The following is a 23,011-nucleotide window of genomic DNA, read 5'->3' on the forward strand; positions in this document are numbered from 1 at the left end:
ATGACTGAAGGCCAACGCTACGACGTACAAACGCTCACCACGTTCCTCGAGCAGTTGTTCGAAAAAGCCGGGGCCGACGCCGAGGTCGCCCAAGTGGTGACCCGTGTGCTGCTCGAAGGTGTGGGCCTGTCGCAGAGGGTGGTCGATGAACTCAACCAGACCGCCGGGCAGTTGCAGCTGCCAGCACTTTCTCAATGACTGACAACGACAACAAGAGTACAGACATGACAAACCAATCGAGCGTACTGACACCGCTGCAGTTGAGTAACAACGCCGAGGTATTCAATACCGGCAGTTGGGTCGGACGAGTCTGGTTGCCTGGCCAGGGGCCGGCAGTGGTGCTGGTCAAGGCCGGTGCCGTGCACGATATCAGCGCCCATGTGGCGACGGTCTCGGCCTTGCTTGAAGTAGCTGACCCGGTCGCGTACCTGCGTGCACTGCCATTGAACCAGGCCCTGATCGAGCTGCCTGCGTTGCTGGGCAATAGTGACCCAAGCCTGCGCGACGAAAACTTGCCTTGGCTGCTGGCGCCGATTGACCTGCAAGCGGTCAAGGCCGCTGGCGTGACCTTCGCCGCCAGCCTGCTGGAGCGCGTGGTCGAAGAGCAGGCCAAGGGCGATCCGGCCAAGGCCGACGCGATCCGCGACACCCTGGCCAGCCGTATTGGTGCCGACCTTTCGCAAATCGTCCCGGGCTCGGCTCAGGCCGAAGCCTTGCGCAAGGTCTTGGTGGAGCAGGGCCTGTGGTCCCAATACCTGGAAGTGGGCATCGGTCCGGACGCCGAAATCTTCACCAAGGCCCAGCCTCTGTCAGCGGTCGGCCACGGCGCCGATATTGGCATTCACCCCAAGTCGAGCTGGAACAACCCGGAACCGGAAGTGGTGCTGGCGGTGTCGAGCAATGGCAGCATTCAAGGGGCCATGCTCGGCAACGACGTCAACCTGCGCGACTTCGAAGGGCGCAGCGCCTTGCTGCTGTCCAAGGCCAAGGACAATAACGCTTCCACCTCGCTAGGGCCGTTGCTGCGCCTGTTCGACGAGACCTTCAACCTGGATGACGTGCGCAATGCACAGGTGGACCTGCGTGTCGAAGGCCAGGACGGTTTCATCCTTGAAGGCCGCAGTTCCATGCGCCAGATCAGTCGCGACCCGCTCGACCTGGTTCAGCAGACGCTCAACGAAAATCATCAATATCCCGACGGCCTGGTCCTGTTTCTCGGCACCCTGTTTGCCCCCAAGCAGGACCGCGACCAGCCGGGTAACGGTTTCACCCACAAGCTGGGCGATGTGGTGTCCATCAGCAATGCCCAGCTCGGTATCTTGTGCAACCGTGTGACCACCAGCGACCAGGCACCGCAGTGGGACTTCGGCCTGCGCTCGTTGATTGACAGCCTGAGTCGGCGTGGCCTGCTCGATGCGGCAGTGACGGCGCGCCAGCCCTGATTTTTTGCCATACCCCAAGGATGAGTGTGGCACCGGTTGAAGGACCTTCCGTGCATTGAAACCGCTGAATAACAATAATAAAGGCCATCAGATGAACGCACTGAAGAAGTATCAGAACATCACCGTTGTCTTCCTGCTATTGATCGGCATCGTCAACTACCTGGACCGTAGCGCGCTGTCGATTGCCAATACCTCGATCCAGAAAGACATGATGATCAGCCCTTCGCAGATGGGCATTCTGTTGTCTGCCTTCTCCGTCGCCTATGCCTTTGCGCAGTTGCCGATGGGCCTGATCATCGACCGCCTGGGCAGCAAGATCGTCTTGGGCGGCTCATTGCTGGCCTGGTCGGTGGCTCAGTCGGCGTTCGGCATGGTCAACAGCTTTGCCGGCTTCATGGGCCTGCGCGTGTTGCTGGGGATTGGCGAGGCACCGATGTTCCCCTCGGCGGCCAAGGCCCTGTCCGAATGGTTCGATGCCAACGAGCGCGGTACGCCGACCGGGGTCGTGTGGTCGTCGACCTGCCTGGGCCCATGCCTGGCGCCGCCCTTGCTGACGCTGTTCATGGTCAACTTCGGCTGGCGTGGGATGTTCATCATTACCGGGGCGATCGGTATTGTCCTGGCCGTGTGCTGGCTGGCCTTCTACAAGAGCAAGGCGCAGTACCTGGCCGAGCTCGCGGCTGAGGGCAAACCGTTGCCGACCGCGCAGTCGCTCCAAGTGCAAGCGCCCGACCCGCAGGCACCGAAGGTGTCTTACTTCGCCGGCTGGTTCGACCTGTTCAAGCACCGCAGTACCTGGGGTGCGGTGCTGGGCTTCATGGGCGTGATCTACATGCTGTGGCTGCACCTGACCTGGTTGCCCGGTTACTTCGAGCGCGAGCATGGCATGAATCTGTATAAAACCGCTTGGCTGGTGTCGCTGGCCTATGGCTTCGGCGCAGTGGGCACCATCGTCGCCGGGCGCTTCTGCGACATGTTGGTGCGCCGTGGCATGAGCATCCTTGGCAGCCGCAAGTTCAGTGTGATCACGGGCCTGGTGCTGGCTGCATTCTTCACCTTGCCGCTGTCACAGGTCACCAGTCTTACCGGCTGCGTCATCCTGCTGTGCCTGGCGCTGTTCAGCATCAACATGGCCAGCGCCACGGCCTGGATGATCGTCAATACCATCGTCGACAGCCGCCGGGTGGCCTCGTTCGGCTCGATCCAGAACTTCGGCGGCTACATCGCAGGCTCCGTTGCGCCGATTGTCACCGGCTTCAGCATCCAGTATTCAGGTTCGTTCAATACCGCGTTTATGATCAGCGCGGTGGTGGCGCTGTGCTCGGCCCTGGCGTACTTCCTGCTGCTCAACGCGCCGATCAGCGCGCAGCCTGCACCTGAGCAGATGGCGGGTGTGACCGAGTAAGAGGTTCGGGTCGACGCCGCTTCACTACAGCGGCGTCAGCACATTCATTACCGTATCCAGCGCTACACGGGTGTCGTCCAACTGCACCAGCGAAGCATGCCGCGCGCCCAGTGCGTCGCGGTTCTTGATGGCGGTGAGGATCGCCTTGTGCCGGGGCAGGCTGAGGCGCTGGCTGTCGGGGCGGCGGTTAGTGATGTTGATCGACTCGCGTAGCGGCAACGACAGCATGTTGCACATATACGCGAGCAAGTCATTGCGGGTCGCGTCGGCGATTGCCCGGTGGAAATCCAGGTCGGCCTGCAGCAGTTTGTCGTGGGTCTGCGCGGTTTCCATGGCCAGATAGGCTTGTTCGATGATGCCGATGTCCGCGTCGGTCGCCGTGGTAGCGGCCATCGCGGCGATTTCCGGCTCGAGGATGCGGCGCACCCCGGCCAGGGTGTTGAAGAATTCGCTGTGAGGCGTGGACTGCATCAGCCACGACAACACGTCTGGGTCGAGCAAGTGCCACTTCAATCGCGGGCGTACCACCGCGCCCACCCGTGGCTTGGAATACACCAGCCCCTTGGCGCTCAGCACCCGGGTCGCTTCGCGTAGCACCGAGCGGCTGACTTTGTACTCTTCGCACAGTGTCGCCTCCATGGGCAATCGTTCTTCCGGCTTGAAGCGTCCGGAGACAATGTGCATGCCCAGGTCCTGAACGATCTGGGCGTGCATGCTCTTGCGTGGCTTGGGCGGCTGGTGATCCATAACTGGGAGGTTACTCTGACGAAATACGGCGCATCATAGCATTGCTCCCGGCACTGTCAGTGGGAATGACGCGGGACTTCGGCGCCACGGCAACCGACCAGGAAATCGAAGTCGCAGCCTTGGTCAGCCTGCAGCACATGGTCGATATACAGCTGGCGATAGCCGCCCACGATCAGTTTCTGTGGCGGTGGCAAATCCGCCATGCGCGCTGCCAGTTCCGCAGCCGGGATGTCCAGGTGCAGGCGTCCGTTGGCGCAGTCGAGTTCAATCCAGTCGCCTTCCTTCACTGTGGCCAGCGGCCCGCCGGCTGCGGCTTCCGGAGCGACATGCAGCACCACGGTGCCATAGGCCGTGCCGCTCATGCGTGCGTCAGAGATGCGCACCATGTCGGTCACACCCTGCGCCAGCAGTTTGGCCGGCAGGCCCATGTTGCCGACTTCAGCCATGCCGGGATAACCCTTGGGGCCACAGTTTTTCATGACCAGGATCGAGTTGGCGTCGACGTCCAGGTCCGGGTCGTTGATGCGCGCCTTGTACATGTCGAAGTTTTCGAACACCACGGCGCGCCCGCGATGTTGCATCAGTTGCGCACTGGCCGCTGACGGCTTGAGCACCGCACCCAGCGGCGCCAGGTTGCCACGCAGCACGCAAATGCCGCCATCGGCGCGGATCGGGTTGTCGAGGGTGCGGATCACTTCGTCCTGGCCGTAGATCGGCGAGTCCTTGGTGTTCTCGCCCAGGGACTTGCCGTTGACGGTGAGTGCATCAGGATGGGGGATCAGGTTGGCTTCGCCCAGGCGGCGCAGTACGGCGGGCAGTCCGCCTGCATAGTAGAACTCTTCCATCAGGAAGCGTCCGGACGGCTGCAGGTCGACGATGGTCGGCATGCCGCGACCGATGCGGGTCCAGTCATCCAGGTCGAGTTCGACGCCGATACGCCCGGCGATGGCCTTCAAGTGAATCACTGCGTTAGTCGAACCGCCGATGGCGGCGTTCACGCGTATCGCGTTTTCAAAGGCTTCTTTAGTGAGAATCTTCGACAGCTTCAAGTCTTCGCGCACCATCTCTACCGCGCGCATGCCGGACATGTGCGCCAGCACATAACGCCGCGCATCCACCGCCGGGATCGCCGCGTTGTGGGGCAGGGAAGTGCCCAGTGCTTCGGCCATGCACGCCATGGTCGAGGCGGTGCCCATGGTGTTGCAGGTGCCCGCCGAGCGCGACATACCGCCTTCGGCCGCGAGGAAATCATCCAGGGTAATGGTGCCGGCCTTGACCTGCTCGCTGAGCTGCCAGACCACGGTGCCCGAGCCGATGTCCTGGCCCTTGTGCTTGCCGTTGAGCATCGGCCCGCCAGTGACGACGATGGCCGGTACGTCGCAACTGGCAGCGCCCATCAGCAGCGCCGGGGTGGTTTTGTCGCAGCCGGTCAGCAACACCACGCCATCAATCGGATTGCCGCGAATGGCTTCCTCGACATCCATGCTGGCCAGATTGCGGGTGAGCATGGCGGTGGGGCGCAGGTTCGATTCACCGTTGGAGAACACCGGAAACTCCACGGGAAAGCCGCCGGCCTCGATCACACCGCGTTTCACATGCTCGGCAATCTGGCGAAAGTGCGCGTTGCAGGGCGTCAGCTCCGACCAGGTGTTGCAGATGCCGATAATCGGCTTGCCATGGAACTGGTGGTCGGCAATCCCCTGGTTCTTCATCCAGCTGCGGTACATGAAGCCGTTTTTGTCGGCGGTACCAAACCACTGGGCGGAGCGAAGGGTGGGCTTTTTATCAGGCATGATCGCTTCTCTTATTGTATGACTATATGTTCTCTACAAGGCTAAACATAAGCGCAAAATCTTCACTTTGGAAGTGTTGTTTAGTAAATAGTACTACTATATAGTCGGTCTAACTGAGGCATGACCCTGGCGGTTTTCCGCGAGAGGCGTCCCCCGAGCTTCTATAAAAACAACAATCGGAGATCGACCCCCATGAGCGAGGAACTGCGGCTTATACGGCGCATCACGCTGAAACTGATTCCCTTCCTGATCCTGCTGTACCTGATCGCCTACGTGGACCGCTCCGCCGTGGGTTTTGCCAAGTTGCACATGGGCGCCGATGTCGGCATTGGTGACGCCGCCTATGGTCTGGGCGCCGGCCTGTTTTTCATTGGCTACTTTCTGTTCGAAATTCCCAGCAATCTGATGCTCGACCGCTTCGGCGCACGTCGCTGGTTCGCGCGGATCATGGTTACCTGGGGGGCGATTACCATCGGCATGGCATTCGTCCAGGGGCCTCACAGTTTCTATGTGATGCGCTTTCTGCTCGGTGCGGCAGAAGCCGGGTTCTTTCCGGGCGTGCTCTACTACATCACCCAATGGTTCCCGGTGCGCCATCGCGGCAAGATCCTCGGCCTGTTCATTCTGTCCCAGCCCATTGCGATGATGATCACAGGTCCCGTGTCCGGCGGCTTGCTGGGTATGGACGGGATTCTTGGCCTGCACGGCTGGCAGTGGTTGTTTATCGTGATCGGCACCCCGGCGATCCTGTTGACCTGGCCGGTGCTGCGTTACCTGCCGGATGGCCCGCAACAGGTCAAATGGATGAACCAGTCCGAGAAGGATTGGTTGGCCGGTGAATTGAGCAAAGACCTGCAGGCCTACGGCCAGACCCGTCACGGCAACCCGCTGCATGCCCTCAAGGACAAACGCGTGCTGCTGTTGGCGCTGTTCTATCTGCCGGTGACCTTGAGTATCTACGGCCTGGGCCTGTGGCTGCCGACCTTGATCAAGCAATTTGGCGGCAGCGACCTGACCACCGGGTTTGTCTCGTCGGTGCCGTATATCTTCGGGATTGTCGGGTTGCTGATCATCCCGCGCAGCTCCGACCGCCTGAATGATCGCTACGGACACTTGGCGGTGCTGTACGTGTTGGGCGCGATCGGCCTGTTCCTCAGCGCCTGGCTGACGGTGCCGGTGCTGCAGTTGGCAGCGCTGTGCCTGGTGGCGTTCGCGTTGTTTTCCTGCACGGCGGTGTTCTGGACCTTGCCCGGGCGTTTCTTTGCCGGCGCCAGTGCGGCGGCGGGCATTGCGTTGATCAATTCGGTGGGCAACCTGGGTGGCTATATCGGCCCGTTCGTGATCGGTGCGCTCAAGGAATACACCGGCAACCTGGCCTCGGGCTTGTACTTTCTGTCTTGCGTGATGGTGTTCGGTTTGTTGCTGACCGGCGTGGTGTATCGGTTGTTGGAGCGCAAGCACGCGCTGCCGGCCGAGCAGTTCGCTGCCAGTGCCCGCGGCGCAACGCGGACTTAATCGGTTATCAGGAGAAGATTCATGCGTTTAGTTCAGTTTGAATTGAATAACGGCGAGCGTCGGGTAGGCGTGGTCGAGGGCATGCGGGTACACGAAGTGCAGCACGCCCACACTACACGCGAGCTGGCGCTGGCGGCCATCGAGGCGGGTGTCGATTTGCAGCAGCAAGTCCAGACCCTTGGCCTGGGTGAAAGCCACGACTACGCGCAACTGCTGGCAGCCTTGAAAATCCTGGCGCCGCTGGATCACCCGGACCCGGCGCATATGCTGGTCAGCGGCACCGGACTTACTCATCTGGGCAGCGCCTCGGCACGTGACAAAATGCACCAGCAGGCCGGTGACGACAGCGCAATGACTGACACTATGCGTATCTTCAAGTGGGGCGTGGAGGGCGGTAAACCGGCGTCCGGCCAGGTCGGCGTACAACCGGAGTGGTTCTACAAGGGCGACGGGAGCATTGTCGTGCGGCCAGGCCAATCCTTCCCGGTGCCGCCATTTGCCGAGGACGCAGGCGAAGAACCGGAGATCGGTGGCTTGTATGTCATCGGTCACGATGGCAAGCCATATCGCCTGGGGTTTGCGGTGGGTAACGAGTTTTCCGATCACGTGATGGAACGCAAGAATTACCTGTACCTGGCCCATTCCAAGTTGCGCAGTTGCAGCTATGGCCCTGAGTTGCGGGTTGGCGATCTGCCCCAGCACCTGGCCGGTACCAGCCGGATCTTGCGCAACGGCCAGGTGATCTGGGAGAACGAATTCCTCAGTGGCGAAGCCAACATGTGCCATAGCCTGGAAAACCTCGAGTACCACCATTTCAAATACGCTCAGTTCCTCAAACCGGGCGATGTACACATTCACTTCTTTGGCACAGCCACTCTGTCATTCGCCGACGGCATACGTACCCAGCCGGGGGATGTGTTCGAGATCAGCCAGGCTCAATTCGGTGCACCCCTGATCAATGGTATCGACTCTGTCGACGCAGTGTTCGAACCCGGTAACGTCATTCCGCTTTAAGGAGAGCTACATGTCCCAGTTTCTCGGCCACAACTATATCGGCGGCCAGCGCAGTGCCAAGGGTAGCGTCACGCTGCACAGCGTCGATGCCAATACCGGTGAGGCCTTGCCGCAGCTGTTCTATCAGGCCACCCTGCAGGAAGTGGATGCGGCGGCCAAGGCTGCTGCCGTCGCGTACCCGGTCTATCGGGCCCTGAGTGCCCAGCGACGCGCACAGTTTCTGGATGCGGTGGCGGATGAGCTGGACGCGCTGGGCGACGATTTCGTCGAGCTGGTTTGCCGCGAAACCGCGCTGCCCGCCGCGCGTATCAAGGGTGAGCGTGGACGTACCAGCGGCCAGATGCGTCTGTTCGCAACCGTGCTGCGTCGTGGGGACTTCTACGGGGCGCGCATCGACAAGGCATTGCCCGAGCGTCAACCGCTGCCGCGTCCCGACCTGCGCCAATACCGCATTGGCCTGGGCCCGGTGGCGGTGTTCGGCGCCAGCAACTTTCCCCTGGCCTTTTCCACGGCGGGTGGCGACACGGCCGCGGCGCTGGCGGCGGGCTGCCCGGTGGTATTCAAGGCCCACGGTGGGCACATGGCGACGGCTGAGCAGGTGGCCGATGCCATCCTGCGTGCGGCGCAGACTACCGGCATGCCGGATGGTGTGTTCAACATGATCTTCGGTGGCGGCGTCGGTGAGACGCTGGTCAAGCATCCCGCGATCCAGGCGGTCGGTTTCACCGGTTCGCTCAAAGGCGGGCGCGCCTTGTGCGACATGGCGGCGGCACGCCCGCAACCGATCCCGGTGTTTGCCGAGATGTCCAGCATCAACCCGGTCATCGTGCTGCCGCAGGCGCTGCAGGCGCGGGCGCAAACGGTGGCCCGCGACCTGACGGCCTCGGTGGTACAGGGTTGCGGTCAGTTCTGCACCAATCCTGGCCTGGTGATCGGCATTGCTTCGCCGCAGTTCACGGCGTTCACCCAGGAGGTGGCGCAACTGATGGGGGACCAGCCGCCACAAACCATGCTCAACGCTGGCACCCTGAGCAGCTATGGCAAGGGCCTTGAGAAACTTGCGGCGCACCCTGGCATCGAGCATCTGGCCGGCAATGCTCAAGCGGGCAATCAGGCACAGCCACAACTGTTCAAGGCCGACGCGAGCTTGCTGATCAATGCCGATCAAGTGCTGCAAGAAGAGGTATTCGGCCCGGCCACCGTGTTTGTCGAGGTCGCCGACCAGGCGCAACTCAGTGCCGCCTTGCACGGCCTGCACGGCCAACTGACGGCAACCATCATTGGTGAACCTTCGGACCTCGCGCAATTTGCCGAGCTCACGCCCTTGCTCGAGCACAAGGTCGGTCGCATCCTGCTCAACGGTTATCCGACCGGTGTCGAAGTGTGCGACTCGATGGTCCACGGCGGCCCGTATCCGGCGACTTCCGATGCCCGTGGCACTTCGGTGGGCACGCTGGCCATCGACCGTTTCCTGCGTCCGGTGTGCTTCCAGAATTACCCCGACAGCCTGCTGCCGGATGCGTTGAAAAACGCCAACCCATTGCGCATCCAGCGGCTGGTGGATGGCGTGCCATCGCGCGAAGCGTTGTAGGGCGCGCGATCTTCCTGCCTGAAAGCGCATACCTGAGAACAACAACAATCCAGGAGGCTTCATGTCGTGTAACGCCGTCACCGCACACCGTGCGCAATTGGGCGAAGGGCCTTTCTGGGACGTGCCCAGTCAGGCCCTGTATTGGGTAGACATCGCCGGCAAACAGGCCCTGCGCCTGACCGGCGACAGGCTGCAGGCCTGGCATTTGCCGGAGCATGCGTCGGCGTTCATCCCGTGTGCCAGCGGCGATGCGCTGCTGACCATGAGCAGCGGCGTGTATCGCCTCGACTTGGCCAGCGAGCCACAGGCGCCACGCTTGACTTTGCTGTGCGTGGCCGATCCGCAACCCGGCAATCGCGGCAATGAAGCCCGCTGCGATGCCCTGGGCCGATTGTGGCTGGGCACCATGCAGAACAATATCGGTGAGCATGGGGAAGATTTACCCGTGCTTCGTCGTTGCGGTGGCTTGTTTCGTGTGGACCCCGATGCGCGGGTCACCCGCTTGCTACAAGGGCTGGGCATTCCCAATACCTTGCTTTGGAACGACGAGGCGACCCATGTGCATTTTGGCGATAGCCTCGACGGCACGCTGTACCGGTACCCGATCCAGACCGATGGTCAGCTGGGCCCCGCCAAGGTGTGGTTCGGGCCGCATGGGCGTGGCGGCCCGGATGGTTCAGCGATGGACGTCGAGGGCTATATCTGGAACGCGCGCTGGGACGGCAGTTGTTTGCTGCGCCTGAGCCCTGAAGGTGCAGTCGATCGCGTGATCGAACTGCCAGTCAGCCGCCCGACCAGTTGCGTATTTGGCGGCCCGGATCTCACCACCCTGTACATCACCAGCGCCGCCAGCCCACTGAATCATCCGCTGGACGGCGCGGTGCTGGCCATCGAAGTCGATATACCCGGCAAAGCCTGCCATCGCTTTGCCGGATAACCCACTCTGCCTTAGAAAAACAACAACAAGGAGTCACCCTATGAATCGTCGTCGTGCTATCCGTACGCTGTGCTGCGCCGCTGCCGTCGTGCTAAGCGGCCTCAGCACATTCGCACTCGCCGAAGAAGTGAAAATCGGCTTCTTGGTCAAACAGGCCGAAGAACCTTGGTTCCAGACCGAATGGGCCTTCGCCGAAAAGGCCGGCAGGGAGCATGGTTTTACCGTGATCAAGATCGCCGTGCCGGATGGCGAGAAAACCCTGTCGGCCATCGACAGCCTGGCCGCCAACGGCGCCAAGGGTTTTGTGATTTGTCCGCCGGACGTGTCCCTGGGCCCGGCCATCGTCACCAAGGCCAAGCTCAACGGCTTGAAAGTGATGGCGGTGGATGATCGCTTCGTCGATGCCAAGGGCAACTTCATGGAAGACGTGCCGTACCTGGGCATGGCCGCTTTTGAAGTCGGCCAGAAGCAAGGCGCCGCGATGGCTGGCGAAGCGCAGAAACGTGGCTGGGACTGGAAGGACACCTACGCGGTGATCAACACCTTCAACGAACTGGACACTGGCAAAAAACGCACCGACGGCTCGATCCAGGCCCTCAAGGAAGCCGGCATTCCTGAAGACCATATCCTCACTGCGGCCCTCAAGACCCTGGATGTGCCGGGCAGCATGGACGCCACCAACTCGGCGCTGGTCAAGCTGCCCAGCGGTGCGAAAAACCTGATTATCGGCGGCATGAACGACAACACCGTGCTCGGCGGCGTGCGCGCCACGGAAAGTGCAGGCTTTGCCGCGGCCAACGTGATTGGGATCGGCATCAACGGCACCGACGCTATCGGCGAGCTGAAGAAAGCCAACAGCGGGTTCTTCGGCTCGATGCTGCCAAGCCCGCACATCGAGGGTTATGACACCGCGAAGATGATGTTCGACTGGGTCACCAAAGGCACCGAGCCGCCGAAATACACGGCGATGGACGAAGTGACGCTGATCACCCGCGACAACTTCAAGGAAGAATTGAGCAAGATCGGGCTGTGGAAATGACCGCTGCCAGCCTGTGTTTCAACGGCATCGGCAAGACCTTTCCGGGGGTCAAGGCGCTGGATGGCATCCATTTCAGCGCACACCCTGGGCAGGTACACGCGCTGATGGGGGAAAACGGCGCGGGCAAGTCGACGCTGTTGAAAATCCTCGGCGGTGCCTACATCCCGAGCAGCGGCACGCTGCAGATCGGCGCGCAGACCATGGCCTTCAAGTGCGCCGCCGACAGCATTGCCAGTGGCGTCGCGGTGATTCATCAGGAACTGCACCTGGTGCCGGAAATGACCGTTGCCGAAAACCTGTTCCTGGGGCATCTGCCGTCGCGGTTCGGCGTGGTCAACCGCGGCGTGCTGCGCCAGCAGGCACTGGCCTGCCTCAAGGGCCTGGCCGATGAAATCGACCCGCAAGAGAAGCTGGGCCGCCTGTCCCTGGGCCAGCGCCAACTGGTGGAAATCGCCAAGGCGTTGTCCCGTGGCGCCCATGTGATCGCCTTCGACGAACCCACCAGCAGCCTGTCGGCCCGCGAGATCGACCGCTTGATGGCAATCATCGCGCGCCTGCGTGACGAGGGCAAAGTGGTGCTGTATGTCTCCCATCGCATGGAAGAAGTGTTCCGCATCTGCGACGCGGTGACGGTGTTCAAGGACGGCCGCTACGTGCGCACCTTTGACGACATGAGCACGCTGACCCACGACCAACTGGTCACCTGCATGGTGGGGCGTGATATCCAGGATATCTACGACTACCGCGCGCGCGAGCACGGCGAAGTGGCGCTCAAGGTCGAAGGCCTGCTGGGGCCGGGCTTGCGCGAACCGCTCAGTTTCCAGGTGCGCAAGGGTGAGATTCTCGGCTTGTTCGGGCTGGTAGGCGCAGGGCGCACCGAGCTGTTTCGGCTGTTGAGCGGATTGGAGCGCCGCACTGCCGGCCAGTTGGAGCTGTGTGGCGAACAACTGCACCTGCGCTCACCGCGCGATGCCATCGCCGCCGGGGTGCTGCTGTGCCCGGAAGACCGCAAGAAGGAAGGCATCATCCCGCTGTCCAGCGTGGCTGAAAACATCAATATCAGTGCCCGTGGCAGGCATTCGGCCTTTGGCTGGCTGCTGCGTGATGGCTGGGAAAAGGCCAACGCCTGCCAGCAGATCAAAGCCATGAAAGTCAAAACCCCGACTGCGGCGCAGAAAATCATGTACCTGTCGGGCGGCAATCAACAGAAAGCGATCCTGGGGCGCTGGCTGTCGATGCCGATGAAAGTGCTGCTGCTCGACGAACCGACCCGGGGGATCGACATCGGCGCCAAGGCCGAGATCTACCAGATCATCCATAACCTGGCCGCCAGCGGCATTGCGGTGATTGTGGTGTCCAGCGACTTGATGGAAGTGATGGGCATCAGCGACCGCGTCCTGGTGCTGTGCGAAGGCGCGATGCGCGGCGAAAAAAACCGCGAACACGCAACCGAATCCAATCTGCTGCAACTGGCTTTGCCGAGCCAACGTGCCGACGGCCTGGCGAACTGAAGAGGTGAATATGACAAGTCAAAACAATGGGTTGCCGACGATGCGCAAACCCTTGGACCTGCGCGGCGTGCTCGACAATTGGGCGATGCTGATGGCCGCCGCGGTGATTTTTTTACTCTGTGCGTTGCTCGTTGATAACTTCCTGTCGCCGCTGAACATGCGCGGGCTGGGCCTGGCAATCTCCACTGTCGGCATCGCAGCCTGCACGATGTTGTATTGCCTGGCATCAGGGCATTTCGACTTGTCAGTCGGCTCGGTGATTGCTTGTGCCGGGGTGGTGGCGGCGATCGTGATGCGCGATACCGACAGCGTCATGCTGGGGATCGGCGCGGCATTGTTGATGGGCCTCGTCGTTGGGCTGATCAACGGAATCGTGATCGCCAAGCTGCGAGTCAACGCCTTGATCACCACGCTGGCGACCATGCAGATCGTGCGTGGCCTGGCTTACATCTTTGCCGATGGCAAGGCGGTCGGAGTGTCCCAGGAGCAGTTCTTTGTATTTGGCAACGGGCAGTTGCTGGGCGTGCCGGTGCCGATCCTGATCACCATTGTGTGCTTCATGTTTTTCGGTTGGTTGTTGAACTACACCACCTACGGGCGCAACACCATGGCTATCGGTGGCAACCAGGAAGCGGCGCTGCTGGCGGGGGTGAATGTCGATCGCACCAAGATCATCATCTTTGCCGTCCACGGCGTGATTGGCGCATTGGCCGGAGTGATCCTGGCTTCACGCATGACCTCGGGCCAGCCGATGATCGGCCAGGGCTTCGAGTTGACGGTGATTTCGGCCTGCGTGCTGGGCGGGGTATCGCTCAGTGGTGGTATCGGCATGATCCGTCATGTGATTGCCGGGGTGTTGATCCTGGCGATTATCGAGAATGCGATGAACCTGAAGAACATCGACACCTTCTACCAATATGTAATTCGCGGTTCGATCCTGCTGCTGGCGGTGATAATCGACAGGATGAAGCAGCGCTGATGCATGTGGGAGCGAGCAAGCCCGCTCCCACATTTGGGGTGCTTACACCCGATAGATCTCTTTTGCCGTGCCCAAAAGATCAGTCAGTGGAAAACTTGAACACCGTGTTCTGGGTATAAACCTGCCCCGGATCCAGGCGAGTCGAAGGGAAGTTCGGCTGGTTCGGCGCGTCAGGGTAATGCTGGGTTTCGAGGGTAAACGCGCTCCAGTGGTTATAGGTCTTGCCGGCCTTGCCCTTGACCGAACCATCCAGGAAGTTGCTGGTGTAGAACTGCACACCCGGCTCGCTGGTGTAGAGCTGCAAACGGCGCCCCGATTGCGGATCATGTACCTCGGCGGCCAGTTGGCTGACGTCGCCCTTGGCGTCCAGGACCCAGTTGAAGTCAAAACCACCTTGTTTCGGCTCGGCGAATTTTAGCTGGGGGTGATCTTCCTTGATGTGTTTGCCGATGGCGGTGGGTTTGAGGAAGTCCATCGGTGTACCGGCGACCGGGGCCAGTTCGCCGGTGGGAATCAAGGTACTGTTGACTGGCGTGTAATGGCTGGCATGCAAGGTCGCAAGCTGTTTGAGCACATCGCCGTTACCTGCGCCGGCGAGGTTGAAGTAGCTGTGGTTGGTGAGGTTGAGCACCGTCGGTTTGTCGGTGCTGGCGGCGTAGTTGATGTGCAGCTCGTTTTTATCGTTGAGAAGGTAAGTGACCTGAGTCTTGAGATTGCCTGGAAAGCCCATCTCGCCGTCTTTGGACAGGTAGCTGAGCGTCACGCCTACCGAGTCCTGGCTCTTGATCGGTTCGGCCTGCCAAACGCGTTTGTCGAAGCCTTGGGCGCCGCCATGCAGCGAGTTCGGGCCATCGTTGAGCGGTACCTGGTAGCGTTTGCCGTCCAGCTCGAAGGCGCCTTTGGCCAAGCGGTTGCCAAAGCGGCCAATGGTTGCCCCGAAAAAGGCCGTTCCACTCTGATAGCCCTGTACATCGTCAAAACCCAGGACCACATCGTCGAGCTGGCCGTTTTTATCCGGCACGATCAATGATTGCAGGACGCCGCCGTAGGTAATGACCGTGGCTTGCATGCCATTGCCGTTACGCAGCACGTATTGTTCGATGGGTGTGCCATCGTTGGTTTTGCCGAAAGGTTTGTGTTCGCTGGACAGACCAGCGGCCTGGGCGCCGAGGCTGGCCATCGCCAGGGCCAGGCCCAGGCTGGAAAGCAGGTGTCGGGATTGCGGCATGGTTGAACTTCCTTTTGTTGTTTTGATGGAATAGTTCTACTAATTTGCAGATATAGTGTGATTGCACTGCAAATCTATAGCGGTTAAAGGCTTTTTTGCAATATAAAATAAGACTAATTGGATGGGTGAGCATTGTATGAATAATGAAAAGGTGGCAGGCACTCAGGCGGTGTATGCCGATCTGAAAGGTAAAACCGTATTGGTTTCCGGTGGCGCCTCGGGCATCGGCGAAGCGCTGGTGCGCGCCTTTGCACAACAGGGTGCAAAGGTCGGATTCGTCGACCTGGCCAAGGCGCCGGGTGAACACCTGGCTGGGCAGTTATCCGCCCAGGGCCATGGCGTTGAATTTGTACACTGCGATATCACCGATGAGCGCGCCTATCAGGCTGCAATCGCGCACCTGGCGCGCACGCTGGGGCCGATCACCGTGCTGGTCAACAACGCGGCCAATGATGTCCGGCACACCCTTGAGGAAATTGACGGGGAAATGTTCGAGAAGCTGATTGGCGTCAATCTCAAGCACGCTTTTTTTGCCAGTCAGGCGGTAGTGCCGATGATGAAAGCGGCGGGGCAGGGCGCGATCATCAACCTGGGATCGATTGGCTGGATGATGGCTTCGGGCGGCTATCCGGTGTACGCCGCGAGCAAAGCGGCGACCCACGGCATGACCCGGGGCCTGGCACGGGAACTGGGACCTTGGCATATCCGCGTCAACACTTTGGTTCCCGGCTGGGTAATGACTGAAAAACAACTGGCGCTGTGGGTCGATGACACGGCACGTGAGTTGATCCGTCGCAGTCAGTGCCTGCCCGGCAGTGTGCAACCCGAGCATATTGCCAATATGGCGCTGTTCCTGGCCTCTGATGTGTCGGCGATGTGCTCTGCGCAGAACTTTATCGTCGACGGCGGTTGGGTATAAATCCTCGTCCCGGTTAAACACAGCCCACTGACCAGCCTGACGTCAATATCGACTGGCAGGCTGGCGAGCGGCTGGTTGGGCGTGCGCGCAGGTCAGTTCGTAGCGTGCCTTGGCAATCAAATCGGCCACAACCCGAAAAGAATCCAGATCGCTGATGGGAATACTGGTAACCCACGTAGGCACCGTCGGCTGAGCGAAACTGCTCAGTTCAAGATGCAGGGTCTTGCCGTCGGGGCATTCGCAGATACAGCGGTCCGGGAGGAAGGCCTTTTCGATCAGGCACCTTAATTCAAGTATCGACAACCCTAAGTTATTCATGATGCTGACCCCGTACTGATCCCTCAGTTTTACGCCGGCAGGCGAGTTGACGTCGTTGACGCAGCGCACCCGGAACGAAAGCGATCGGGTGTTTAACTAAGAGGTGTGTGGCGAGGTGGGAGTTTAATCAGATGTTCGCAGGGCCCGACGAATGGTGTCGGGCACAACCCTTGATGCGGGGCTGTCTGGCGCTCGACTATGCGTCCCAGGCTCAGGTGCTGGATACTGGGGCATAGTTCTCAGTGGCACAGCCGCCGGGTTGCTGGCGCGGGGCGATTTACACGATATTTACTTGGGCACACAGTAAGGGCGCATTTTCATGAGTGAAACCGAGCGGGCACAGGTGAACGGCGCCATCCGTAACGCTGATGTGCTGATCGTCGGGGGCGGCTTGAGCGGTACGATGCTGGCGGTGCAGCTGCTGCGCTTGCCTGGTACGCGACGGGTTCTGGTGATCGAGCCGCGTGCAGAACTGGGGCGTGGTGAAGCCTATAGCGCAGTGGAACTGGGCCACACCCTTAACGGCAATGCGGCGCGCATGAGTGTCGACCCGGACAACGCCGACGACTTGACCCAATGGTTGACCGCCTACATCGCGGCCGGTGGCTGGCCGGAGTCAGACCAACAGCACGTGCCCGTCAGCGAACTGTTTGTGCCGCGGGGGATGTTTGGCCTGTATGCGCAACAGCGCCTGGCTGAGGCTAAGGCGCAGTCGACGTCCAGTGTCGAACATATCCGTGCCGAAGTGATCGATTTGCAGGTGCAGGTGTCTTCGACCTTGCTCACGTTGAGCGACGGCCAGTGGCTGCGCGGCGAGTTTGCGGTGTTGGCCACTGGCATGTTCCCGGCGGCGCGCACGCCGCAGACTGCCTCCAGCGGACTGAACGCAGCCGCCGTCGACCCTTGGGACGTGAGCGCGATGCGTCAATTGGACCCGCAATCGACGGTGCTGATCATCGGTTCCGGCCTGACCATGGTGGATGCGGTGGTGTCGCTGGATCAGGCCGGTCATCGCGGTCCCATCGAAGTCTTCTCGCGCCATGGCCTGCTGCCCCATGTGCGCCGCCAGCCGCCGGCCTGGGTAGATTTCCTGGCCGAAGACCAGAGCCTGTGCAGCCCCCGGCAATTGCTGCGGGAAGTGCGCCGGCAATGCCGGTGTGCGGTGCATCAGGGTATCGACTGGCAGGCGCCGCTGGACACCGTACGTGCGCACATCGGGCGGTTGTGGAGCCAGGCCAGTGAGCGGCATAAGCGTCAGTTCGTGCGCCATGTACGGCCCTGGTGGGAAAGTCACCATCACCGCTCGCCGCCCTTGAGTGCCGAGTTGGTGGCGCGACTGCACGGGGAAGGGCGGTTGCGTATCCAGGCTGCCTCGTTTCAGGGACTGGAGCCTTCGCAAAACGGTGACGTCATTCTGCGCCTGCGTCGTCGTGGTGAGCAGCACACGACATTGGTTCGCGGCGCTGCGTTGATCAATTCCAGCGGCATTGAATACGACTGGCGCCGAGTGGCCCGGCCATTGCCGCAGCAATTATTGGCGCGTGGCCTGGTGCAGCCCGGGCCGCTGGCGTTGGGGATCGCTGCGGATGTATCCGGAGCGGTTGTGGATGCGCAGGGTCTTGCCAGCCAGCGACTGTTCGCCATGGGGCCACCGTTGCGGGGAGTGTGGTGGGAAAGCACGGCGGTGACGGACGTGGCGCTACAGGCCAAAGCGTTGGCGGCGCGATTGGTGAGGACGACCTGATTTTGCAGGCACCAGGGGGAGCGCATGCGTGCAAATGTGGGAGCGGGCTTGCTCGCGATTGCGGTGGGCCAGCCGTGACTGCTTTGACTGACTCTGCGCCATCGCGAGCAAGCCCGCTCCCACACAAGTCCACCCATCTTTGGGGAAGGCTGGCACCCTGAGACATGCTTTCAATAGTCAGTCTTCACAAAGCCTGGCTTGAGTCCAAACACTTCGACGCCCGCCGCCGTGGACTGGCCAGTGGTCACGGGCACTCGCTCCACTGGCTTATCCATCGCCGCCCGATACTCCACGCTCATGCCATTCCCATTGCGGCGAATCGCCTGGGCCGGGACCACGATGGCCTGGTCATTGCTGTATGTGACGATGGTCAACCTGGCGCTCATGCCCAGGCGAACCTTTTGCAACTGCTGCGGTGTAAGCGTGGGGATCGACAATGTCACCGGAAATTGCGCACTACCCTGGCTATCGCTGGAGATGGCCAGCCCGCTGACCACGCTTACCGAACCGTTCAGGCGTTCGCCGTCGAAACCGTCTCCCATGACTTCCACAGCCTGGCCTTGATGCAGCTGGTTGATATCCAGCTCAGAGACATTGGCGATGATTTTCAGGCGTTCGATATTGGCCAGTCCGAACAGAACCTGGCCCTGGTTGACCTTGCTGCCGGCCTGCACTGGCGCGTTGTTGCTGCCTGAACCCTGCGGCCCGTTGCTACCCGGCCCCGGGACGATGATGCCGGAGAAGGGTGCTTTGACTTCCTTGCCATCGAGCAGGGTGCGCAAGGCCTCATATTTCACTGTAGCGTTGGTCAGCTCCATGTCGGCGATCTGGCGATACTCACCTTTGCCTTGCTCCAGGGTCTGTTGCAGTTCACTGCGCGCCGCTGCCAAGTCCAGCTGTTGCTGCCTGGACTGCTGCTTGAGGTCGTCCAGTTCATTGCGCGGGATGATCCCGCGTTTGAAGAGGTTTTCGCTTTCGGTGAGTTTGCGCTGGGTATTGTCGGTAGCCATTTGCGCGGTACGCAGGCTGCGTCGGGCACGACTGACTTGCTGGCCGCTGTCCCAGTCTTGCATCTCCTGCACCGTGCGACGGGCCTTGAGTTGGGCCGAAAGCGCATCGCGCAATTGCACTTCGAGCGTCGCCGGGTCCATGCGCAGCAGCACTTGGCCGGCCTCGACCCGTTGCCCCTGCTGCACCAGATTGTCCAGCACGTTGCCGTCGAACGGTGCGGTGAGGGTGATGGTGGTGTCAGGTTCGATCTTGCCCACCAGGCCGATTTGATGCACCAGCGGATCGTTCTTCACCGCCAGCCATTGCTCGGCAGTGCCGATGGTAGGTTCGGTGCCAGGGTTTTGGAGGTTGACCAGCACGATCCCGGCGCACCCCAGCAGCACCAGCAAACCAGCACCCAGCAGGCGTTTTCGATTAGTAGTCATTGAGGGCGATTTCCCAGCTTTCCAGTGTCATGCCCAGGGTCAGGTCGAGCTGGGTCTGAGCATTCAAATAGGCAATCAACGCATTGAGGCGCGAATTTTCGGCGTTACGCAGGTCGGCTTCGAAGCTCAGCACCTGGAAGTTAGTGGAGCGTCCGGCGCTGAGTTTGTCGCGCTCAATGTCGATCTTGCGCCTGGACAGTTCAACCGCGCGCTGGGCGATTTCATACTGGCGCCAGCGAGTGCCGAGGTCGCGCACCACGTTGTTGACGTTGCGCTCCAGTTCCTGGCGTGCGTCCGCGATGAGAATGGCCTGGTTCTCCACATTCACCCGCGCGCGCACCTCGGCCTGCCGGGTACTGATGTCGCCAATCGGAATCTGCAGCTGGATCCCGGTATAGCTGTCCCAGCGTCGGTCATGGGTGTTGCCGGTCTGGTTGTTGGTGGCGGCACGCACCTGGTTGGCGCCGGCCACCAGGTTGACCTGCCAGCGCCCGGAATCCTTGGCCACCACCAGATTGAGATCGGCCTGCTGGCTGCCGAGCAGTGTGGCGAGGTATTCCGGCTGCTGGTTCTGGGCCAGGTTGAAGGCCTGGCGCTTATCGATGTCCATGCGCGAGGCCTCCAGGGCTTCGGTGGCGCGGATCGGTGTCGACAGGTCCAGTGCCAACAGGCGCAAGAGTGCCAGGCGACTGATATCCAGTTGGTTCTGGGCTTCCTCGACACTTAATTGCTGGGTGGCGATGTCGGCTTCGGTCTGCACGATTTCAAACTCGGCCATGCGCCCGGCATCGATCAGTGCCTTGTTCACGTCCAGTAAGGCAGTGGAGCGCTTGAGTGCCTCCTGGCTGATGCTCAGTTGCTCCTGGGCACGCAATAACTCACGGTAGTTGGCAATAATCTGGCTGATGGTCTGTGCCACGTTTGCCTTGAGGTTAAGCCGGTTGGCCTGTTCCGCCAGGCGCGACAGGCGCAGCGGTGCAGTGGTGGCGTCCCAGCCGGCACCGCGCATCAGCGGCTGGATGATTGCCAGGTCCAGGCCGTCGCTACGATAGCGTCCGGCACGATCGGCATTGTTCAACTGCTGGGTCCAGGCCATGCTCAGCTGGGTCCCATACTCTCCCAGCAGGGTCGCGGCGGGTGCCAGGTTGGCGTTGCGTGCACGATCTTCGGAGCCCTGGGTGCTGCGGTAATAACTGTTGAGCATCAGCTTGGGGTTGAATGTATCTTCAGCCACCCGCAGGTCAAACTTCTGCGCCACGCGCTGCAGGTAGGCGCTGCGGATGCCGGGATTGTTGCGCAGCCCAAGGTACACGGCGTCACCCAGGGTCAACGTGGTGACCTGAGCGTTGAGCGATACGCTGCGCTCATAGCTGCTGCGGGTGATGGTCGGCGCCGATGGGCGGATCACCACATCTGCGCCGAGGCTGGGCAGGCTTGCCAGGGTGAGGAGCAACAGCAGCGATTTATTCATCACGCAGGGCCTCCACGGGTTGTAGCCGTGATGCCGAGATGGCCGGGTAAATGCCGAAAAACAACCCCACCAACAAGGTACTGCCCACGCCCAGCGGCAAGGCGGCGACGGCCATGGAAAATTGCCAGCCAGAGAGCCAGGCATAGAGGTAAGCGGCGCTCATGCCCAGCACTGCCCCGCATAACGCACCGACGGCGGTCAGGGTCACCGCTTCGAGCAGGAACAGGTTGCGGATGTCGCGCTGGCGTGCGCCAAGGGCCATGCGAATCCCGATTTCCCGGCGCCGCTCAGAGACGTTCATCAGCATCACGTTCATCACCCCGACGCCACCGCCCACCAGCGAGATGGCGCCCAGGGCCAATAACAGGTAGGCAAAGGTGCGACTCTGGCGGGTCATGCCATCGATCATTTGTTGCGGCACCTGGATGTCGACGTCATGTTCGGTGAACTGTGCCCGCAATGCTGCAGCGGCTTGAGCGGCGACGCGCTCCATGTCCTGGCCGGCGGCGGCGCGAATCACCACGCTGCCGACCTGTGGCGTCGAAGAGATGCGACGCATGCCCGGCGCAGGAATGAACAGCGAGTCGTTGGCTTGCACCGGAATCAGCATCGCCCGTGGCTGGTTGTGGAGAATGCCGATGACCTGGAACAGGTAATCATTAATCCGCACGCGATCGCCCAACTGCAGCGGGTTACCCGGTGCGCTCAACGCCTGGGCGATGTGTTCGCCCACCACCGCATAGGTTTGTGCATCATCGAATTCGGACAGGAACCGGCCAGCACGCAGCGACAGGCGCATGGCGTCCTTGAGGTCGGGAGTGCTGCCCACCAGGCTGGCGTTGGTGGTGTGGCCTTGAAATACCACCGGGCCACTGAACAGGGTAATGGCGCCGATATGGGTAATTTGCGGTACGGCGTCACGCACCGCTTGCAGATCCAGGCTGGCAGGCCTCGCCGCGTTGCTGTTGCTTTTGGGTGGGAACTGCGCCACCAGGGTGTCGGTGCCCATGTCCTTGAAAATCATCGCGGCATCTTCGGCGGCGTTGTGGCCGATATTGATCAGCGCCACCACCGATGAGCTACCGATCACGATTCCCAGTAACGCGAGGACCGAACGCTTGCCCAGGGTCCGCAGGCTGACGAATGCCTCGTGCAGCAATTGGCTCAGGCTCTGTTCGACCCGCAGGCTCATAGGCGTGGGGCCTCTTGCACGACGCCATTGCGTACCAGGATCTTGCGATTCAGGCGTTCGGCAATGTGTGGATCATGGGTGACGATAATCAGCGTGACGTGTTGCTCGCGGTTGAGGGCCAGCAGCAGGTCCATGATTTCCTGGGCGGTGTGGCTATCGAGGTTGCCGGTGGGCTCATCGGCGAGAATCACTGACGGCGCCCCCACCAATGCCCTGGCAATCGCCACCCGTTGGCGCTGGCCGCCGGAAAGATCGGCGGGGCGATGATGGGCGCGCTCGGCCAGGCCGACTTGATCAAGCATGTGCAGGGCGCGCTCTACCGAGTCATGGCGCGAGACACCCCGGTAACTCAGGGGCAGGGCGACATTGTCCAGCGCACTGAGACGCGGCAGCAGGTTGAAGCTCTGGAACACGAAGCCGATCTGCTGGTTGCGGATCGCGGCGAGCTGATCGGGGGTTGCGTTGAAAATGTCATGGCCGGCAAAGCAGTACGCTCCGCAGTCGGGCAAGTCGAGCAGGCCGAGAATATTGAGCAGGGTGCTTTTACCCGAACCGGAGGCGCCGAGAATGCCGCAACTGTCGCCACTGCTGATCGACAGGCTGACGTCATTGAGAATTGCCAGGTGCTGTCCGGCCAGTCGATAACTCTTGCCGATGCCTTGCAGGGAAATAAAGCCTGGGAGCGTTGGGGTGCTGGTCATCATGACTACGCCTTGCGCTACGGCGATCC

General features: G+C 61.2%; 19 protein-coding genes and 2 pseudogenes. 13 read left to right on the forward strand and 8 right to left on the reverse strand.

Going from position 1 to position 23,011, the window contains the following annotated elements:
• The 3 genes and pseudogenes from OQ460_RS10220 to OQ460_RS10230 all read left to right on the forward strand — a co-directional run.
• Nucleotides 1-138: pseudogene (locus OQ460_RS10220) on the forward strand (Ldh family oxidoreductase); the annotation flags it as partial.
• 86 nt (nt 139-224) lie between these two features.
• Nucleotides 225-1,442 carry a fumarylacetoacetate hydrolase family protein gene (locus OQ460_RS10225; RefSeq protein WP_410021684.1) on the forward strand — a complete coding sequence of 406 codons (1,218 nt, stop codon included), beginning with the start codon at nt 225-227 and terminating at the stop codon, nt 1,440-1,442.
• Between the two features lie 91 nt (nt 1,443-1,533).
• A complete protein-coding gene (locus OQ460_RS10230) occupies nt 1,534-2,847 on the forward strand; it encodes an MFS transporter (RefSeq protein ID WP_410021685.1) in 1,314 nt (437 codons plus the stop codon).
• A gap of 24 nt (nt 2,848-2,871) precedes the next feature.
• Here OQ460_RS10230 and OQ460_RS10235 read toward each other — a convergent pair whose 3' ends face one another.
• The gene (locus tag OQ460_RS10235; protein WP_410021686.1) at nt 2,872-3,594 is read right to left on the reverse strand and encodes a FadR/GntR family transcriptional regulator; all 723 of its coding nucleotides are present in this window, start codon (nt 3,592-3,594) and stop codon (nt 2,872-2,874) included.
• Nucleotides 3,595-3,650: 56 nt separating this feature from the next.
• Nucleotides 3,651-5,387, reverse strand: coding sequence for an IlvD/Edd family dehydratase (locus OQ460_RS10240; protein ID WP_410021687.1), 1,737 nt, complete (start codon nt 5,385-5,387; stop codon nt 3,651-3,653).
• A 192-nt stretch (nt 5,388-5,579) separates the two neighbouring features.
• Here OQ460_RS10240 and OQ460_RS10245 point away from each other — a divergent pair, with 192 nt between their 5' ends.
• From OQ460_RS10245 to araH, 7 genes are all read left to right on the forward strand, one after another.
• A complete protein-coding gene (locus tag OQ460_RS10245; RefSeq protein ID WP_410021688.1) occupies nt 5,580-6,902 on the forward strand; it encodes an MFS transporter in 1,323 nt (440 codons plus the stop codon).
• 21 nt (nt 6,903-6,923) lie between these two features.
• Nucleotides 6,924-7,916: an AraD1 family protein gene (gene araD1, locus OQ460_RS10250; RefSeq protein WP_410021689.1), complete on the forward strand. Its 993-nt coding sequence runs from the start codon at nt 6,924-6,926 to the stop codon at nt 7,914-7,916.
• Nucleotides 7,917-7,926: 10 nt separating this feature from the next.
• Nucleotides 7,927-9,507 (forward strand): aldehyde dehydrogenase (NADP(+)), encoded by a 1,581-nt coding sequence (locus OQ460_RS10255; protein ID WP_410021690.1) that lies wholly within the window; start codon nt 7,927-7,929, stop codon nt 9,505-9,507.
• A gap of 61 nt (nt 9,508-9,568) precedes the next feature.
• Nucleotides 9,569-10,444 (forward strand): SMP-30/gluconolactonase/LRE family protein, encoded by an 876-nt coding sequence (locus OQ460_RS10260; RefSeq protein WP_410021691.1) that lies wholly within the window; start codon nt 9,569-9,571, stop codon nt 10,442-10,444.
• 40 nt (nt 10,445-10,484) lie between these two features.
• The gene (locus OQ460_RS10265; protein WP_410021692.1) at nt 10,485-11,483 is read left to right on the forward strand and encodes a substrate-binding domain-containing protein; all 999 of its coding nucleotides are present in this window, start codon (nt 10,485-10,487) and stop codon (nt 11,481-11,483) included.
• Nucleotides 11,480-12,994, forward strand: a complete 1,515-nt coding sequence (gene araG, locus OQ460_RS10270) for an L-arabinose ABC transporter ATP-binding protein AraG (protein WP_410021150.1) — start codon at nt 11,480-11,482, stop codon at nt 12,992-12,994. Before OQ460_RS10265 ends, araG begins: the two co-directional genes overlap by 4 nt.
• A 10-nt stretch (nt 12,995-13,004) precedes the next feature.
• Nucleotides 13,005-13,973, forward strand: coding sequence for an L-arabinose ABC transporter permease AraH (gene araH, locus OQ460_RS10275; protein ID WP_410021151.1), 969 nt, complete (start codon nt 13,005-13,007; stop codon nt 13,971-13,973).
• A 79-nt stretch (nt 13,974-14,052) separates the two neighbouring features.
• Here the strand turns inward: araH and OQ460_RS10280 are convergent, their stop codons facing one another.
• Complete coding sequence (locus OQ460_RS10280) at nt 14,053-15,201, reverse strand: aldose epimerase family protein (protein WP_410021693.1); 1,149 nt, start codon at nt 15,199-15,201, stop codon at nt 14,053-14,055.
• A 136-nt stretch (nt 15,202-15,337) separates the two neighbouring features.
• On the opposite strand from OQ460_RS10280, the gene OQ460_RS10285 reads away from it, so the two are divergent.
• Nucleotides 15,338-16,120 (forward strand): SDR family NAD(P)-dependent oxidoreductase, encoded by a 783-nt coding sequence (locus OQ460_RS10285; RefSeq protein ID WP_410021694.1) that lies wholly within the window; start codon nt 15,338-15,340, stop codon nt 16,118-16,120.
• Nucleotides 16,121-16,162: 42 nt separating this feature from the next.
• Here OQ460_RS10285 and OQ460_RS10290 read toward each other — a convergent pair whose 3' ends face one another.
• The gene (locus tag OQ460_RS10290; protein ID WP_410021695.1) at nt 16,163-16,438 is read right to left on the reverse strand and encodes a DUF1652 domain-containing protein; all 276 of its coding nucleotides are present in this window, start codon (nt 16,436-16,438) and stop codon (nt 16,163-16,165) included.
• 185 nt (nt 16,439-16,623) lie between these two features.
• On the opposite strand from OQ460_RS10290, the pseudogene OQ460_RS10295 reads away from it, so the two are divergent.
• Together OQ460_RS10295 and OQ460_RS10300 are read left to right on the forward strand one after the other, a co-directional pair.
• Nucleotides 16,624-16,745: pseudogene (locus tag OQ460_RS10295) on the forward strand (ABC transporter ATP-binding protein); the annotation flags it as partial.
• Nucleotides 16,746-16,757: 12 nt separating this feature from the next.
• A complete protein-coding gene (locus OQ460_RS10300; RefSeq protein ID WP_410021696.1) occupies nt 16,758-18,182 on the forward strand; it encodes an FAD/NAD(P)-binding protein in 1,425 nt (474 codons plus the stop codon).
• Between the two features lie 170 nt (nt 18,183-18,352).
• On the opposite strand, the gene OQ460_RS10305 is transcribed toward OQ460_RS10300, so the two are convergent.
• Genes OQ460_RS10305 through OQ460_RS10320 form a run of 4 tightly spaced genes read right to left on the reverse strand, consistent with a single transcriptional unit; the run spans nt 18,353 to nt 22,985 of the window.
• On the reverse strand, nt 18,353-19,618 hold the full coding sequence (locus OQ460_RS10305; RefSeq protein ID WP_410021697.1) for an efflux RND transporter periplasmic adaptor subunit: 1,266 nt from the start codon (nt 19,616-19,618) through the stop codon (nt 18,353-18,355).
• On the reverse strand, nt 19,608-21,089 hold the full coding sequence (locus OQ460_RS10310; protein ID WP_410021698.1) for a TolC family protein: 1,482 nt from the start codon (nt 21,087-21,089) through the stop codon (nt 19,608-19,610). Before OQ460_RS10310 ends, OQ460_RS10305 begins: the two co-directional genes overlap by 11 nt.
• A complete protein-coding gene (locus OQ460_RS10315; RefSeq protein ID WP_410021699.1) occupies nt 21,082-22,281 on the reverse strand; it encodes an ABC transporter permease in 1,200 nt (399 codons plus the stop codon). The genes OQ460_RS10310 and OQ460_RS10315 overlap by 8 nt, the downstream gene beginning before the upstream one ends.
• On the reverse strand, nt 22,278-22,985 hold the full coding sequence (locus OQ460_RS10320; RefSeq protein ID WP_410021700.1) for an ABC transporter ATP-binding protein: 708 nt from the start codon (nt 22,983-22,985) through the stop codon (nt 22,278-22,280). Before OQ460_RS10320 ends, OQ460_RS10315 begins: the two co-directional genes overlap by 4 nt.
• Between the last annotated feature and the right edge of the window lie 26 nt (nt 22,986-23,011).

The organism is Pseudomonas imrae, from assembly GCF_046352735.2.
GTDB classification, from domain to species: Bacteria; Pseudomonadota; Gammaproteobacteria; order Pseudomonadales; family Pseudomonadaceae; genus Aquipseudomonas; species Aquipseudomonas imrae.